Here is a 15,797-nt window from a genome sequence, read left to right on the forward strand (position 1 = left end):
TAGACAGCGGAATCACAGTATCTCCGGATCCAGGATAGGCGACAAGATGACTTTAGGAGGCTAAGCGATGGCTAGAAAATGGGTTTACCTGTTCACGGAAGGAAACGCCGACATGAGAGAGCTCCTCGGGGGCAAGGGGGCAAACCTCGCGGAGATGACCAATATCGGGCTCCCCGTCCCGCAGGGCTTTACGATCACGACGGAGGCCTGCACGCAGTACTATGAAGACGGGCGGGAGATCAATCCGGAGATCATGGCGCAGATCGAAGAGTATGTAAAGAAGATGGAGGGAATCACCGGGAAGAAGTTCGGGGATCATGAGAATCCGCTCCTGGTCTCGGTCCGCTCCGGTGCGAGAGCCTCCATGCCCGGCATGATGGACACCATCCTGAACCTGGGACTCAACGAGGAGGTTGTGAAGGTCATCGCCGAGAAATCAAAGAATCCGAGATGGGCCTGGGACTGCTACCGGCGCTTCATCCAGATGTATTCCGATGTCGTGATGGAGGTCGGAAAGAAGTATTTCGAAGAGCTGATCGACAAGATGAAGGCCCAGAGAGGCGTGAAGCAGGATGTAGAGCTCACGGCGGATGATCTTAGCGAGCTGGCGGAGCAGTTCAAGGCCGCATACAAAGAGAAGATCGGCTCCGATTTCCCGGATGATCCCAAGGCTCAGCTCTACGGCGCGATCAAGGCGGTCTTCCGCTCCTGGGATAATCCCCGCGCCAATGTCTACCGCCGTGACAACGATATCCCCTATTCCTGGGGGACGGCGGTCAATGTGCAGTCCATGGCCTTTGGAAATATGGGAGATGACTGCGGCACCGGCGTGGCCTTTACCAGGGATCCGGCGACCGGGGAGAAGGGACTTTTCGGCGAATTCCTGACCAATGCACAGGGAGAGGATGTCGTGGCCGGTGTCCGCACCCCGATGCACATCAAGGAGATGGAGCAGAAGTTCCCGGAGGCCTTCCAGCAGTTTGTCTCAGTCTGCAAGACCCTGGAGGAGCACTATAGGGATATGCAGGATATGGAGTTTACCGTTGAGCACGGAAAGCTCTATATGCTGCAGACCAGAAACGGAAAGAGGACGGCGCAGGCTGCGCTGAAGATTGCCTGTGATCTGGTGGACGAGGGCATGAGGACGGAGAAGGAGGCGGTCGCGATGATCGATCCCCGGAATCTGGATACCCTCCTGCACCCGCAGTTTGACCAGAAGGCCCTGAAGGCTGCGACGCCGCTGGGCAGAGGACTGGGCGCATCTCCGGGAGCCGCCTGCGGAAAGGTCGTGTTCACGGCGGATGACGCGGTGGACTGGGCGAAGAGAGGAGAGAAGGTCGTCCTCGTCCGTCTGGAGACCTCTCCGGAGGATATCACCGGCATGAAGTCCGCCCAGGGCATCCTGACTGTCCGCGGCGGTATGACGAGCCACGCGGCTGTCGTTGCGAGAGGCATGGGAACCTGCTGCGTCTCCGGCTGCGGCGATATCGTCATGGACGAGGCGAACCGGAAGTTCACGCTCGCCGGCAAGACCTTCCATGAGGGAGACTTCATCAGCATCGATGGAACCAGCGGAAATATCTATGAGGGACTGATCCCGACGGTGGACGCGGTGATCGCCGGGGAGTTCGGCCGCATCATGGGCTGGGCGGATAAATTCCGGAAGCTCGCCGTGCGGACGAATGCGGACACGCCGAGAGATGCGAAGAAGGCGAGAGAGCTCGGGGCGGAGGGCATCGGCCTTTGCCGGACGGAGCATATGTTCTTTGATCCGGAGAGGATCGAGGCCTTCCGGGAGATGATCTGCTCCGACACCGTGGAGGAGAGAGAGGAGGCCCTGGCGAAGATCCTGCCCTATCAGCAGGGTGACTTCGAGGCCATCTATGAGGCCCTGGAGGGGAATCCTGTGACGATCCGCTTCCTGGATCCGCCTCTGCACGAGTTCGTCCCGACCGAGGAGGCCGAGATCGAGAAGCTCGCTAAGGCGAAGAAGAAGACGGTCCAGGAGATCCGGGATATCATCAGCTCCCTTCATGAGTTCAACCCGATGATGGGACACAGAGGCTGCCGCCTTACTGTGACTTATCCGGAGATCGCCGCGATGCAGACAAGAGCCGTTATCCGCGCTGCGATCAATGTGCAGAAGAAGCATCCGGACTGGAAGCTCGAGCCGGAGATCATGATCCCGCTGACCTGCGAGGACAAGGAGCTTCGCTATGTGAAGAAAACGGTTGTCGAGACCGCGGATCAGGAGATCAAGGCGGCGGGCAGCAGCTTAAGCTACCAGGTGGGAACCATGATCGAGATTCCGAGAGCCTGCCTCACCGCGGATCTGATCGCGAAGGATGCGGACTTCTTCTGCTTCGGGACGAATGATCTCACGCAGATGTGCTTCGGCTTCTCGAGAGACGACGCCGGTAAGTTCTTAAACGCCTACTATGACGCGAAGATCTTCGAGTCGGATCCCTTCGCAAAGCTCGATCAGGAGGGCGTAGGGAAGCTTATGAAGATGGCGGTCGATCTCGGAAGACCCGCGAATCCGAAGCTCCATGTCGGAATCTGCGGAGAGCACGGCGGAGATCCTTCCTCCGTGGAGTTCTGCCATGACATCGGACTGGACTATGTCTCCTGCTCCCCCTTCCGTGTGCCGGTGGCGAGGCTTGCAGCCGCACAGGCGGAGATCAGGAACCCCAGGTAGATCCTGAGGGCATCGGTCTTTGAGCTGCCGTATTTCATGAGAGAGGAGCTGCCGAAGAGATTCGGCAGCTCCTTTTATGCTTTCAGTGCTTTATCTATGCTTTCGGTACTTTATTTCCGTATAGCTTATAAAAGCCGGAAAGAGGGCCGGGAGGAATCACAGAAAACGCGAAAAGCGGAATAGGATCCGGGATGGAATGGAAACAATGCTGTGTCAGCCTTTGCTGTCGTCCAGCTGGATTCCCGCGAGCAGGGAGCCAAGGCCGAAGCGCATGGGCTCACTGTCCAGCTTCTCCTTTCCGTCATAGTGTATGAGCTGAAAATCAGGGTCCTTTTCCAGCTTTTCGATGATATATCCGGTATTGATGGAGTCATCCAGGCCGTTATGGGCCTTTCCATCCGGCGTGATCCCGCAGAGAGAGAGCGCCTCCTCCAGGCTTACCTTCCGCCCGAGGCGGTAGCGCTCCCCGAAAATTTTCTGGTAATCCACCCAGCGCTCCTGCTCCATGAAGCGTTCGATCGCCTCCTCCGAAATCTCCTTCAGATCCAGCTCCCGACGAAGCTGAGAGTAGTCACTCCCGCTCCAGGTATAAATCTTATATTCCCCCTTCTCCGAGACTCTCTGCTCAAGCTCCAAAAGCGCCTCCCGGAGCTTTTTGCTCTCCTTCACCTGTCTCCTTTGGATACCGGTGAGATTTGCGATGAAGCGGTCGATCACGCCGTGCTCCGGGTGCACGTAGAGACTGATCTCCTCCATATTCCGGAAGCTCTCGTCCAGGAGCACCGCGCCGATCTGAATGATCTCCATGGGGCAAAGGTAGCCCCTGCTCTGATATTCCCTGGGGACCTTGCACATCTCAAGATCCAGGACCAAATAATTCAAGGCGTTTCCTCTTTTCTTTCCGATCACGCGGCACATTTCTCCGCAGGGAGATCATAGCATTCGAAAACAGGATCCGCAAGGCTCTGCCCCCTCTTTTCCGCTTTCGGGGAAGCCGCAGTCCCTTTTATCCTTTCGTTATGGTAGAATGATTCCTGTGGATGAGCTGAGGAGCTCTGCGTAAGAAGAGGAAAGGAAGAGATTGGATATGATGCGGGGAAGGATTGAAATCTGGGATCGGGAGAAAAGACAGTGCAAGGCAGTTTCCGAGGGGAGTGAGCCCGGGCTCTTCTATCAGGATTGCTATGAGGAGGGAGACTTTATCCTGCTCAGCGGGCTCGTGCCGGGAAAGGCATACCGGGTCCGGCTGGACGCCTGTCTCGACGAGGTGCTGCTCTATGCCAAAAAGGACAGCTTCCGCTATGAGATTCCCTTCGGGGAGGCGGCATCCACATATCCGCCCATGGCCTTCACGAAGGGCTCAGGCCTTTTGTATCTCCGGGAGGCTTCCCCGGAGGAGGATGGCGCCTACAGAAACCTCGCCCTGAATCCTTATGATCAGCATGGGGAGACGGGCATCTTCCCCCATGCCCATGCCAATGTGGAGACCCGGGGAGAAGCGGTATTTGCCGCTAAAAATGCGATAGACGGTGTGAAGCTCTGCCAAGGACACGGAAGGTGGCCGTATCAGTCCTGGGGCATCAACCGAAGAGCAGACGCCGAGTGGCATCTTGAATTTGGGAGGCCGGTGGATCTTCGGGAGCTGGTGCTCTATACCCGTGCGGATTTTCCGCACGACAACTGGTGGGTGAAGGCGGAGCTGAGCTTTTCGGACGGCAGCAGTCTTTCCCTGGATCTGGAGAAGAGAAACGGAGAGGGGCAGCATTTTCCGGTGGACAAAAAGGGAATTCGCTCTCTTTGTCTCCGGGAGCTGATCCCGGCGGATGATCCCAGTCCCTTTCCGGCACTGACGGAGCTGGAGGCGTATGGATATCCCTCCCGCTGAGCGTCCAAACCGGAGCATATTACGGAATAAAGCCCGATCAGGAGAGAGAACAGACGCTGTGCTTCCGTGAGCGGATGAGACGGAACAGGCGCCGTACTTCTATAAGCAGCTATGAGGATAGGAGAGTCTTTCGCTTCCTGTGAAGGGAAAAACTTTTGAAGAGGGAGATGGATAAGGAGAGCACAATGAAACAATCCTCTGAAGTCAGGAGCTGCAGGTCTGCTGCCGGGCCCCGGGGAAATTGTACCGAAAAATGCGAGGCGGAGCAGGCTTCCTTTTCCGTGCGGGATCCGGACTGGGAGCTAAGTCCCTATACCGGATTAAACAGAGAGGGCTGGATTTCAGCAGGGAAGTTTCTCTTAAACGGAATTTTCCGGAATGTTCAGGACCCGAGGGCTCCTCTTCTCATGCCGAGATACGAATATGCAATCAGCTATCCCAATCGAAATACTCCGCCTCACAAGGTGCAGGCGGAGTATTTCGAGGGACTGGCCCGCTCCTTTTTCATTGCGGCCCCGCTTTTAAAGGAGGAGCCGGAGCTTAAGATCGCAGGAATATCGCTTTCGGAGTATTACCGCGCTCAGCTTCTTCGGGCCTGCGATCCGGAGGATCCCGCCTATGTCCTGGATTATGCGGCGATGGAGGCCATGGGGGAGCAGCAAAATCCCTTTCGGGTCTACCAGCAGACGGTGGAGGTCTGTGCCCTCGTGATCTGCCTCTGGGCCTGCCGGGAGCTAATCTGGCAAAGCTACAGCCGCCCGGAAAAGGACCGGATCGCGGCTTTTATCCGGGGCTATGCCGAGGGAAATACCGTCCCCCAGAACTGGCGGCTTTTCAATATGCTTGCCCTCGCATTTCTCGAGCGGGAGGGCTATCCCATCGAGGAAGGCCTCATGCGGGATCATGCACAGGCCGTCTTAAACTATTACGCCGGAGACGGATGGTACCGGGACGGACAGTGCTTTGACTACTATTCGGTCTGGGCCTTCAATGTCTACGCTCCGCTTTGGAATCTCTGGTACGGCTATCGAAAGGAAGCGAAGCTTTCCGCTTATTTCGAAAAGCATGCCAATCAGATGATGGAGAGCCTGCCCGCCTTTTTCGATCGGGACGGATATACCAATATGTGGGGGAGAAGCAATATCTATCGAAATGCCGCGACCAGCGCCTTTGCCGCGAATTTCTTTCTCCGAAATCCTTCGGCGGATCCGGGCCTTTCCCGCCGGATTTCCTCCGGCTCTCTCCTCCAGTTTTTGAGCAGAGAGGATGTGTTTTATCAGGGGATCCCATGCCTTGGCTTCTATCGTTCCTTTCCTCCCCTGATTCAGCCTTATTCCTGCGCCGCATCCCCTTTCTGGCTGGGAAAGGCCTTCCTCTGCCTCTGCCTTCCGAAGGAGCATCCCTTCTGGACGGAGAGGGAAACGAATGGAGGCTGGGAGAAGCTGAAAAGGGGAGAGAACCGGGAGTACTGCCTTTATGGTCCCGGACTTTGCTGTGTGAATCACGGCAGCAACGGCATGACGGAGCTTCGGACGGGGAAGGTCCTGAAGAAGGCAGGGGACCGGAGCGGGATCTGGAACTACGGGAAGCTCTCCTATAATACGAAGTATCCCTGGGAGGCCGGAAGCGATCCGAGGATCGAGAGCCAGCAGTACACACTGGAGGATCTCAGCTTTTCTTCGGTTTCCACGGCCAACGCCTGCTTTTTTGCGGGGCAGAAGGATGGCGTACTGTACCGGAGGCAGTTCTTTGATTTCTCATCGGAAAAGGAATATCACTGGCTTCAGGGGATCAATCTCGCGGATTTTCCGGTGGCAGAGGGGCTCTTTCGCGCGGATAAGCTCCGGCTTTTCCAAAGGCCGCTTCGGATCCGCCTGGGGGCCTATGGCTTTCCGGATAACGGAAGCGAAATCCTGCGAAAGAAAGAGGGGGACTGGCAGGCCCTTATTCTTAAGGGAAGGGACAGCCGGGGAAGAGCGAAGCAGCTTGCCATGAGCATCTTTTTCGGATTTTCCCGACTGGATTATCTTCGGCAGAGGGATTGCAATCCGGATTCCGAGAACTCGATCCTCGTCTATGCGGAAGCGGACTGCCTGAAGCAGTACAGCTATGAGGACTACTTTTGTATTTCCCAGGTACTATGCCGGGACGCTCCGGAGGACTTCAGCCCGGAGGAGCTTTTCCCGCTGGAGAGCATCCGCTTCTTTGATCCGGAGAAAAAGGGAGGCTATGGGCCGCTGCTTTTGTCCTTTAAGGACGGGAGGAAAAAGGAAATTGACTTTCTCGGAATAGAGGGACGGATGATGCTCTGAGACCTTATCCCTCCCCTTTTCCCGGAAAATGTTGTATGATAGGCGCGTTGGACCGCTCCGCTTTTCTCCGGGAGAAAGCGCCCGGGGGAGGGGAGCGGAAGGAAAAGGAAGCGCGGAGGACCGGCGTATTGATCTGCGGGGCCTTCGCCGGAAAGGCGAATGAGAGATGAAGAAGATGGAAAGTCACAAATTCTGGGCCATCGCGGCCACGTTTTGTATGCTGATGGCCATGCTGAGCGGCTATCGGCTGATCGGCGGCGGAAAGAAGTAAAGCGGCATCATGGAACGGAAGCGGAGAAGAACGGAGGATAGGATGAAGACAATACGAAGGGCGGCTCTTTGCCTCTGTCTCGCCTCTTCGCTGCTTTATGCCTGCGGAGGAAAGACGCAGGAGGGAAGCGCGAAGGATGCGGAGCAGAAGAAGGGGAGCAGCGCGGCAGCGGAGGAAAAGGCGGAGTCTGAGAGCGAAAAGCAGGGAAAGGCCGCTTCCGAGATCTCCTTTATGATCCCGGACTGGGGAGTCCCGACGGAGGAGATGCTGAAGGACTTTGAGGAGCAGTCCGGCGTAAAGGTCAATGTGCTCACGACCGGCTGGGACGATATCCGAAACAAGATCTCCACCGCCGCGGCCGGGAAGACAGCGGCGGCGGATGTCTTCGAGGTGGACTGGTCCTGGGTCGGGGAGTTTCAGAAGGCGGGATGGATCGCCCCGATTTCCCTCTCTCAGGAGGATATGGACGATATGCTGAGCGCGAAGACCTTTTCCGTGGACGGGACGCTCTATGCCGTTCCCTATTCCAATGACTACCGGATCGCCTATTATAATAAAAGCATGTTCGACCAGGCAGGGATCAGCGAGCCCCCGAAGACCTGGAAGGAGGTCATCTCCGATGCGAAGCTTTTAAAGGAGAAGGGGATCTGTGAATACCCGGTCTCGAATCCCATGAGCGCGGATGAGAAGTCGACGACGACCTTCCTCTGGCTGGCCTATACCCTGGACGGGAAGGTCTTCAATGAGGACAATACCCTAAACCGCGAGGCGGCGCTGGATGCCCTTAGCATTCTGGATGAGATCAACCGGGAGGGACTGTCCGACCCGGCAAACCGCGCGGTGTCGGAGGCCTTCCCGCGGCTTCGGAACGGAGAGGCGGCATTTATGGTGGGCCCCTCCTCGAATGTGATGGCGGTCAATGATCCCAGAAAATCCAAGGTGGTGGGACAGGTGATCCCCATCCTTCTCCCCGGAAAGGAGGCCCAGGCGGAAGTCACGACGCCCTTTGCGGAGGCTGTGGGAATCTCCCCCTACAGCAAGAATCCGGAGGGGGCCAAAAAGTTCGTGGAATGGTACAGCTCACCGGAGGTGCAGTATCAGCTCTATGAGGAGATCTCCAATCTGCCCACCAGAACCTCTGTCCTGGAGAAGCTCTTAAAGGATGGAAAGATTCAGAATCCGGGGGCAATGCTGGAGCTCGCGAAGAGGATAGAGAGCCCCTTCCCGAATGGCGTCCCGATCTACTATACGAGGATGAGCACGGAGATCTTCAATACCATAAATCAGATGGCAAACGGAAAGCTGAGCGCGGAGGAAGCTGCGGATCAGCTGGTGGAAAAGGTCAATAAAATTGTAAAAGAAGGATGAAAAAAGAGAATCTGACGCCCTGGCTTCTGCTTTCCCCCTGCCTCCTCATCATGGGAAGCACCGTATTCTACCCGGCGATCCGCACCTTTCTCTTCAGTATGCAGAGGTACCGGCTGACGGAAAGCTATGACATTCGCTTCATCGGACTCGATAATTACCGGAGCATCCTGAGCTCCCCGGAGTTCTGGACCGCGCTTTCAAACAGCGTGTTCGTGCTTTTCTTCGTGCTCCTGATCGCCTTCCCCGTCAGCATGCTGACGGGGCTTCTCCTGAACCGGAAATCTCCCCTGAATTCCGTCCTGACGGCAGCGGCAATCATCCCGTGGGCTCTGCCGCCGCTCGTGAACGGAATTCTTTGGAGATTCATCTTTTACCCCGGCTATGGTCTTGCGAACCGGATCCTCCTCGGACTCGGACTGATCTCAGCCCCGTTTCCATGGACGGAGAATCGTTTCTCGGCGCTCCTTCTCGCGGCCCTGGTCGTGGTCTGGCGGGTGATTCCCTTTGGCAGTATCCTGGTTCTTTCTTCTCTTCAGGCGATTCCGACAGAGCTCTATGAGGCGGCCAGGGTGGACGGCAGCAGCCGCTTTCAGGAGTACTGGGCGATCAGCTTTCCCCTGCTCCTCCCGATCTTCCCCATCCTTTTTCTTCAGACCAGCATGGCGGGCATCAATGTCTTCGATGAGCTCCTGGCGCTCTCCGGAGACCGCTATGAGCTCTCGACCCTTCTGGTCTACCATTACCGGACGAGCTTTCGTTTTCTGGATCTGGGGCTTGGCTCCGCCATCAGCTATCTCATCCTGCTTTCCTCCGGGCTTCTCGGCTATTTCTATATCAAAAGGATCGGAAAGGAGCGAAGCCGATGAAGGAGAAATGGAGTGAGCGGCTCTTCTATTATGTCTTTTCCCTTCTCTTCCTCCTCTTTTCGCTGGGGCCCATTCTCTGGTGCTTCCTTTTAAGCCTGACAGAGGAGTATGAGCTTTTTCACAGGGGAGGCGGACTGCTTCCGCCCTCCCTCTATCTCGGAAACTACCGGGAGCTTCTGGACCATTCTCAAAGGGTGGGACAAATCCTCCTTCAGGGCATCGGAAATTCGGTTTTTTTGTCCCTTCTTTGCATTTTTATCGGGATTTTCGCGGCTCTTCCCGCCTCCTATGCCTTCTCCCGCTATGAGTTTCGGGGCAGGATCTTCATCCTGAGGCTTCTCGTGCTCACGACCGTCATCCCGGCCTTCGCCACATTGATCCCGCTCTATGCTGTCTTTTCCAAGCTGGGGCTTTTGGATAAAAGGATCTGGGCGGCCATCGTCTATGTCTCCTCCTTCCTGCCTTTGATCACCTGGATCATGATGAACTACTTCAGCGCGATACCGGATGAGCTCTACGACGCGGCGAGGGTGGACGGCTGTACGGAGAGGCAGCTCTTTTTCCGCGTGATTCTGCCTCTTTCCGGACCGATCCTTCTTACGGTGTCCCTCATGCTCTTTCTCATGAGCTGGGGCCAGTTTCAGATCCCCCTGATTCTCATATCCTCTCCGGAGAAGCGGGTGCTGACGCTTGTGCTGTCGGATTTCATGGGGAGGAATGATGTGAGCTACGGCCTGATCTGCGCCTCCGGAATCCTCTCTCTTCTGATCCCCGCGCTGCTCGCCGTTCTCTTTCGGAATTTCCTGCTCTCCGGTCTCATGCAGGGCTCGGTGAAAGGCTGAGTGAGAGGGAGAGGGCAGAAAGGAGTGCACTTCCTATGAATGAGTTTGACTATTCCATCGTTCGGGACCCGGAGATCTTTGCAAAAAATCGCCTGCCGGCACATTCGGATCACCTCTGTTTTTCTAATGCCGCGGAGAGGGAGAGCGGCGTCACTTCCTTTCGGGAGTCCCTGAACGGAATCTGGTATTTTCACTATGCGAGAAATTACGGGGAGACAGTGCCCGGCTTCTTTCGGATGGATTATGACGCAAGGCGCTGGGGGGAGATCCGGGTCCCGGGGCATATCCAGCTGGAGGGCTATGGCAGGCCCGGCTATGTGAATACGCAGTACCCCTGGGACGGGAGGGAGGAGATCGATCCGGGGATGATCCCGGAGGACTTTAATCCGGTGGGAAGCTATGTGAAATACTTTTCGGTCCCGGAGAGGATGCGGGGGAAGCGCCTCTATCTCTCCTTTCAGGGCGTGGAATCCGCCTTCTCGCTCTGGCTGAACGGGAGCTTTGTCGGCTATTCCGAGGACAGCTTCACGCCCTCCGAGTTTGAGCTCACGCCCTTCCTCCTTCCGGATCGGGAGAACAAGCTCTCCGTGCAGGTCTTTCAGTGGAGTGCGGGGAGCTGGCTGGAGGATCAGGACTTCTTCCGCTTCTCCGGGATCTTTAGGGACGTCTATCTCTTCATAGAGCCAAAGCTCCATGTCCGGGATCTTTCGATCACGGCGGAGCCGGAGGAAGACTTAGAGAGCGCTTCCGTAAAGGTCCGCCTTCTTCTGAACGAAAAGAAAGGGAGAATTCGCTGGGGGCTCCGCTTCTTGGGGGAGGAAATCCTCGGAGGAGAGCTTTGCCTCCCATTGGATTCCTCGGAGGAGAGCTTTGGAGACGGGAGCTCCTTTCCGCTTTCCTTTTCCGGGAGGATCGAGGAGCCGCATTTATGGAGCGCGGAGAAGCCGAATCTCTATGAGCTTCAGCTGGAGCTCTTTGATGAGGAGGGAGAGCTCTCCGAGCTGATTTCCGAGCATGTGGGGGTGAGGAGATTCGAGCTAAAGGATGGACTAATGTGTCTTAACGGGAGGCGCATCGTCTTTTTCGGAGTAAACCGGCACGAGTTCTCCTCGGACAGGGGAAGGGCCGTGCGGGAGGAGGATGTGAGGAGGGATCTCCTTCTCATGAAGCGAAACAATATCAATGCGGTCCGGACCAGTCATTATCCGAATGCCTCTCTTCTCTACCGGCTCTGCGATGAGCTCGGACTCTATCTCATCGCGGAAAACAATATGGAGAGCCACGGGGTCTGGCTCATGGTGCAAAAGGGGCAGAAGAGGGCGGAGGATGCCATACCGGGGGACCGGATGGAGTACCTTCCGATGATGCTGGACCGGGTGAATTCCTGCTATCAGCGGGACAAGAATCATAGCTCCATCCTGATCTGGTCGATCGGAAACGAATCCTACGGAGGAGAGATCCCGAAGAGGATGACGGATTTTTTTCATGAAAAGGACAGGACTCGCCTCGTGCATTACGAGGGTGTTGCGCACGACCGGCGCTATCCGGATACGACGGACATGGAGTCGCAGATGTATATCCCGGTCTCAAGGATCGAGGACTTTCTGAAAGAGCACAGGGAGAAGCCGTTTCTGCTCTGTGAATATACGCATTCCATGGGAAATTCCAACGGGGGGATGCAGAAGTACACGGAGCTTTCGGACCGGGAGATGCGCTTTCAGGGGGGCTTTATCTGGGATTTCATCGACCAGTCTCTCCGCTCGAAAAACCGCTACGGGGAGGAGTACCAGGCCTACGGCGGGGACTTCCTGGAGCGCCCCACGGACTTTGACTTCAGCGGAAACGGAATTCTCGACGGAAACCGAAGGCCCTACGAAAAGATGCAGGAGGTGAAATTCTGCTATCAGGGCCTCTCGATCCGGATATTCCAAAGGGAGCGGAGCGTTTGGATCAAAAACCGCTTCCTCTTTACGGATGCCTCGGAATTTGACTGCCTTCTTATTCTGGAGCGGGAGGGGAGGAGAATCCGGGAGGAGAGTCTTTCTCTTTCTCTCCCCCCGCTCTCTGAGCGGAAGTATGCGCTCCCGGATCTCCCCGAGCTTCCGGCGGGAGAATATGCGATCACGCTCTCCTTTCGCCTCCGGGAGGACAGGCCCTATGCGAAAAGAGGATATGAGATTGCCTTCGGACAGACGGCCTTCCGGATAGAAAAAGACAGCGCTCTTCCCCCGGCGGGAGGAGCGGGAGGGAGAGAAAAAAGCGGCGGGGAAGCATTCGATGCGGCAGCTGACCTTTCCTCCGGCTTCGGCCTTCGGTCCCGGCGGCTTTTTACGGGAGACGGGGAGGAAAGCCCGGGAGAAGCGGACTTTTGCGGGAGCTTTTCCTTTCCGGACAACTACAGCGCGGCAAAGAGCGGAGGACTCGGAAGGAGAGGGCTTCGGCTGATCCGGGGCTCCTGCAATATCGGGATCCGGGGGGAGCACTTCGACCTCCTTTTCTCCCTCCTCAAGGGAGGACTTGTATCCTACCGCTATGCGGGGAGGGAGCTTCTGGAGCGCCTTCCCAGACCGAATTTCTGGAGAGCCCCGATCAGCAACGATCTCGGTAATCAGATGCCGCTTCGCTGCGGGATCTGGAAGCTCGCAAGCCTCTACCAGACGGCAAGACCCCTGGAGACGGATCCTCATTCCCCGGGATCAGAGGACTTTCTCCGCTACCCGATCCTCTTAGAGACCGAGGACTGTATCGAGCTGAAATGGAAGCATTACCTGCCCGGGACGCTGGGGACGCCGCTCTATCTTTCCTACCGGGTCTTTCCGGACGGGAGAGTCCGCGTCATCCTGGATTATCCGGGAAACGCGCTGCTCCCGCCCATGCCGGAGTTCGGCTACCTCCTTATCCTGAATGCGGACTTTAAGCGGCTCCGCTATTATGGGATGGGCCCCGGGGAAAACTACTGCGACAGGAGGAGCGGAGCGCGGCTTGGCATCTATGAGAGGGAAATCGCGCAGCTCAGGGAGCCCTACCTCGTTCCGCAGGAGAGCGGGAACCGATGCGCGGTCCGCTGGGCGGAGATCACGGATGAGAGAGGAAGAGGGCTCCGGCTCTCCGGGGCGGATTTCCGTCCCTGCGTGCCGGAGGATCCCTATATGGCGGAGCCGGGCAGCATGGAGCTCTCCGCATCGAACTATACGCCGGAGCAGCTGGAGGAGGCTCTTCACGCGCACGAGCTCCCGCGTCCTCAGTTCACGGTTCTCCGCGCGAATCTAAAGCAAATGGGAGTGGGAGGAGATGACAGCTGGGGGGCCCGCACCCACGAGGAGTATCTCCTTCCAAACGACCGGGCGCTTCAGTTCGCCTTTGTCTTTAAGGGGATTTAAGCTTTCTTCCTCTTGGGGAAAGACGGATGGATTCATGACGCCTGTGCCATAGGCGTGTGCCTTAAAAGACACTCTCGTTCGGGGCTCCACGCAGCGGTACTAAATTCACACTTCGTTACACTCGTGTTCATTAAGTACCGGCGTTCCGCACGCTTTTGCGGCATCACGCCCGTTGGCACGGAATTGTCCCGATGGAATCCGCGTTTCCTTAGTTCACAGCACGCTGCTCCCTGTCGCCCTATATTCGCATTCACACAGGACAGAGTCCCGTTATACGCTTATAAAGGGGCGTGCCATAAAGTCCTGTCTCCACTCTTGTGCAAGCATGTCGTGGAGACAGGACTTTTTGGCACTGGAGTCATAAAATATTAAAAAAAAATTAAGACAAAAATACTTGAACAAGAAACCATTCTCAGGCAATATCAAAATGTATTTTATCGTGATTGTAAGATATTTAAACCAAAGAAAGGAGGTAAGAAATGACGGGGAAGAGGAGTATTATAGCGCTTGTTTTGCTCTCTGTACTGGCGGGAATGCTGACACCGGGTTCATCTTCTGCGCTCAGCGATTCCGATGAACTCATGGAGTGGGATAAGGACTACAGGAAGGAAGAGGAGACGGAAGAAACAGAATCCCCTATTCATGTTGTTGTTTCGGAGGAAGCCGCTGCCTCAGAGCGAAAGGACGGGGAAGATGCGGATAAAGTCGAGCTGGAAACCCGTTACTCCTGGGAAAAACCGCTGAAGAACGAGAACGTGGAGAAGCTGTTTTTGAAAAACAGCAGGAAGATCGGAGATGAACTGAATGACTCGAGCGAGCGGACCGTGACGATCCCGGAGGGGGAAAATCAGCTGATCGATCAGTTCACAAGGACGTACTTGGACAGTTATCTGAGCAGAGAAATGCCGGATCTGGGAGTATACTACGACCTCTCCAATGAAGTCCGGAAAGAGAATCGACTTTTGATCGAAGCCTATATTTATGAACATGCGGTCTCGGGAGCTCATACGGTGGATAGCTACGATCGAGAATTTTTTATTACAAAAGTCACGCCGCTTTCCAGAGGGGTTGACGAAGTTATTTTTTATCTGGTGGATGTTCTTCACACAGATAACGGAGACGAGGACAGCGGAACATGGTTTGTGGCGGATATAGGGCTGACAGAGGAGGGCTATAAATTCCTGAATCTGTGGATTGAATCACCGGAATTTGAAATAACACAAAACCGATGGAAGGACGACTATCTAAAGAATGGAATCTCTCCGGAAAAGGAGCAAGTCCAGAGGGATATTTGGAATCGAGCGGAAGAGGTTCGAAATTCCGGATATGAAATTCCGCTTATGAATGATCCATACGAGTCTCCGGATAAGGCGGCCAATGATGTTTCTCTTATGAGGAGGAGAACCACAATAGCTTATGACAGGGAAACTGTAGCGAAAAAGGCAAAAAAGTACGCATATAAATACAACGATTTATTCGTCCCCCAAAATGGTTCCGGAGGAGACTGCACAAATTATGTATCCCAGTGTATGTGGCAGAGCCCCGGCTGGCCGTTCGACAGACAGGGGAAAGATAACAGCGTCAAATGGTCCTGCAAAAGGAATCATGAAGGAAAATATACTTATGAAACGGTCTCCTGGGTGGGAGTCAATGAGCTCTGGACGTATTTCCAGAAAAATGATAATCCGAAGCAGGCGGGAGATGTCTATGGAATCAGCGCTACGACGACGGGATATGATAAGTCAAATGCTCAGGTCGGGGATGTCATTCAGTTCTATAACGGGAGCTTCTGGAGGCACTCTGTAATTATTTCTGAAATCCGAAATGGGGAGATATACTGTGCAGCGCATACTGATAATCATGCAGCATATCCCTTATCCAAGTATATGGAATATTATCATTCCTATAGAGTCGCACATATCAATAATTATATCACATCGTACTGATTGATTTCGGAGAGGGATCTCCGGGGAATTTTTTCGAAATCAAAGTCCGGCCCTTTTTATGAGAAAAGTGCCGGACTTTGATTTTTTCAAAAATCCGCTTTGCCTTTTAAGCGTTTAAGCAATAAAGCCATTGTGTCTATTTTTATCTTAATCCTGCTCATTTTCATATATTATTAAGGAGGTACAGGGACAAAGTGTCCCAAAACAAAAACACTGCTTGTCGGAAGGA

At 55.2% G+C, this 15,797-nt stretch carries 11 protein-coding genes; 10 read left to right on the forward strand and 1 reads right to left on the reverse strand.

The window, feature by feature from the left end:
- Positions 1-67: 67 nt before the first annotated feature.
- Positions 68-2,698 (forward strand): pyruvate, phosphate dikinase, encoded by a 2,631-nt coding sequence (ppdK, locus tag GCWU000341_RS04235; protein WP_009214528.1) that lies wholly within the window; start codon positions 68-70, stop codon positions 2,696-2,698.
- Positions 2,699-2,911: 213 nt separating this feature from the next.
- Here the strand turns inward: ppdK and GCWU000341_RS04240 are convergent, their stop codons facing one another.
- Positions 2,912-3,580, reverse strand: coding sequence for a 3'-5' exonuclease (locus GCWU000341_RS04240; RefSeq protein ID WP_040653622.1), 669 nt, complete (start codon positions 3,578-3,580; stop codon positions 2,912-2,914).
- A gap of 205 nt (positions 3,581-3,785) precedes the next feature.
- Here GCWU000341_RS04240 and GCWU000341_RS04245 point away from each other — a divergent pair, with 205 nt between their 5' ends.
- The 9 genes from GCWU000341_RS04245 to GCWU000341_RS04275 all read left to right on the forward strand — a co-directional run bounded on the left by GCWU000341_RS04245 (position 3,786) and on the right by GCWU000341_RS04275 (position 15,568).
- Positions 3,786-4,583: a DUF7402 domain-containing protein gene (locus tag GCWU000341_RS04245; protein WP_009214531.1), complete on the forward strand. Its 798-nt coding sequence runs from the start codon at positions 3,786-3,788 to the stop codon at positions 4,581-4,583.
- 185 nt (positions 4,584-4,768) lie between these two features.
- The gene (locus GCWU000341_RS04250; RefSeq protein WP_155812632.1) at positions 4,769-6,895 is read left to right on the forward strand and encodes a DUF2264 domain-containing protein; all 2,127 of its coding nucleotides are present in this window, start codon (positions 4,769-4,771) and stop codon (positions 6,893-6,895) included.
- A gap of 35 nt (positions 6,896-6,930) precedes the next feature.
- Complete coding sequence (locus tag GCWU000341_RS14080; protein ID WP_009214533.1) at positions 6,931-7,065, forward strand: hypothetical protein; 135 nt, start codon at positions 6,931-6,933, stop codon at positions 7,063-7,065.
- A complete protein-coding gene (locus GCWU000341_RS13435; protein WP_242651625.1) occupies positions 7,062-7,166 on the forward strand; it encodes a DUF6219 family protein in 105 nt (34 codons plus the stop codon). The genes GCWU000341_RS14080 and GCWU000341_RS13435 overlap by 4 nt, the downstream gene beginning before the upstream one ends.
- A gap of 42 nt (positions 7,167-7,208) precedes the next feature.
- Positions 7,209-8,534 carry an ABC transporter substrate-binding protein gene (locus tag GCWU000341_RS04255; RefSeq protein ID WP_155812636.1) on the forward strand — a complete coding sequence of 442 codons (1,326 nt, stop codon included), beginning with the start codon at positions 7,209-7,211 and terminating at the stop codon, positions 8,532-8,534.
- Complete coding sequence (locus GCWU000341_RS04260; RefSeq protein ID WP_009214535.1) at positions 8,531-9,400, forward strand: carbohydrate ABC transporter permease; 870 nt, start codon at positions 8,531-8,533, stop codon at positions 9,398-9,400. Before GCWU000341_RS04255 ends, GCWU000341_RS04260 begins: the two co-directional genes overlap by 4 nt.
- Positions 9,397-10,242 carry a carbohydrate ABC transporter permease gene (locus GCWU000341_RS04265; protein ID WP_009214536.1) on the forward strand — a complete coding sequence of 282 codons (846 nt, stop codon included), beginning with the start codon at positions 9,397-9,399 and terminating at the stop codon, positions 10,240-10,242. The genes GCWU000341_RS04260 and GCWU000341_RS04265 overlap by 4 nt, the downstream gene beginning before the upstream one ends.
- A gap of 35 nt (positions 10,243-10,277) precedes the next feature.
- Entirely contained in the window at positions 10,278-13,622 is a 3,345-nt protein-coding gene (locus tag GCWU000341_RS04270) for a glycoside hydrolase family 2 TIM barrel-domain containing protein (RefSeq protein ID WP_009214537.1), read from the forward strand.
- A gap of 479 nt (positions 13,623-14,101) precedes the next feature.
- Entirely contained in the window at positions 14,102-15,568 is a 1,467-nt protein-coding gene (locus GCWU000341_RS04275) for an amidase domain-containing protein (protein ID WP_009214539.1), read from the forward strand.
- Positions 15,569-15,797: the final 229 nt, after the last annotated feature.

It is taken from the genome of Oribacterium sp. oral taxon 078 str. F0262, from assembly GCF_000160135.1.
Classification (GTDB): Bacteria; Bacillota; Clostridia; order Lachnospirales; family Lachnospiraceae; genus Oribacterium.

Excerpts from the sequence above, each read along its gene's own strand:
- ppdK (WP_009214528.1), top strand. The coding sequence starts at position 68 with ATGGCTAGAAAATGGGTTTACCTGTTCACGGAAGGAAACGCCGACATG.
- GCWU000341_RS04245 (WP_009214531.1), top strand. The coding sequence starts at position 3,786 with ATGATGCGGGGAAGGATTGAAATCTGGGATCGGGAGAAAAGACAGTGC.
- GCWU000341_RS04250 (WP_155812632.1), top strand. The coding sequence starts at position 4,769 with ATGAAACAATCCTCTGAAGTCAGGAGCTGCAGGTCTGCTGCCGGGCCC.
- GCWU000341_RS14080 (WP_009214533.1), top strand. The coding sequence starts at position 6,931 with ATGATAGGCGCGTTGGACCGCTCCGCTTTTCTCCGGGAGAAAGCGCCC.
- GCWU000341_RS13435 (WP_242651625.1), top strand. The coding sequence starts at position 7,062 with ATGAAGAAGATGGAAAGTCACAAATTCTGGGCCATCGCGGCCACGTTT.
- GCWU000341_RS04255 (WP_155812636.1), top strand. The coding sequence starts at position 7,209 with ATGAAGACAATACGAAGGGCGGCTCTTTGCCTCTGTCTCGCCTCTTCG.
- GCWU000341_RS04260 (WP_009214535.1), top strand. The coding sequence starts at position 8,531 with ATGAAAAAAGAGAATCTGACGCCCTGGCTTCTGCTTTCCCCCTGCCTC.
- GCWU000341_RS04265 (WP_009214536.1), top strand. The coding sequence starts at position 9,397 with ATGAAGGAGAAATGGAGTGAGCGGCTCTTCTATTATGTCTTTTCCCTT.
- GCWU000341_RS04270 (WP_009214537.1), top strand. The coding sequence starts at position 10,278 with ATGAATGAGTTTGACTATTCCATCGTTCGGGACCCGGAGATCTTTGCA.
- GCWU000341_RS04275 (WP_009214539.1), top strand. The coding sequence starts at position 14,102 with ATGACGGGGAAGAGGAGTATTATAGCGCTTGTTTTGCTCTCTGTACTG.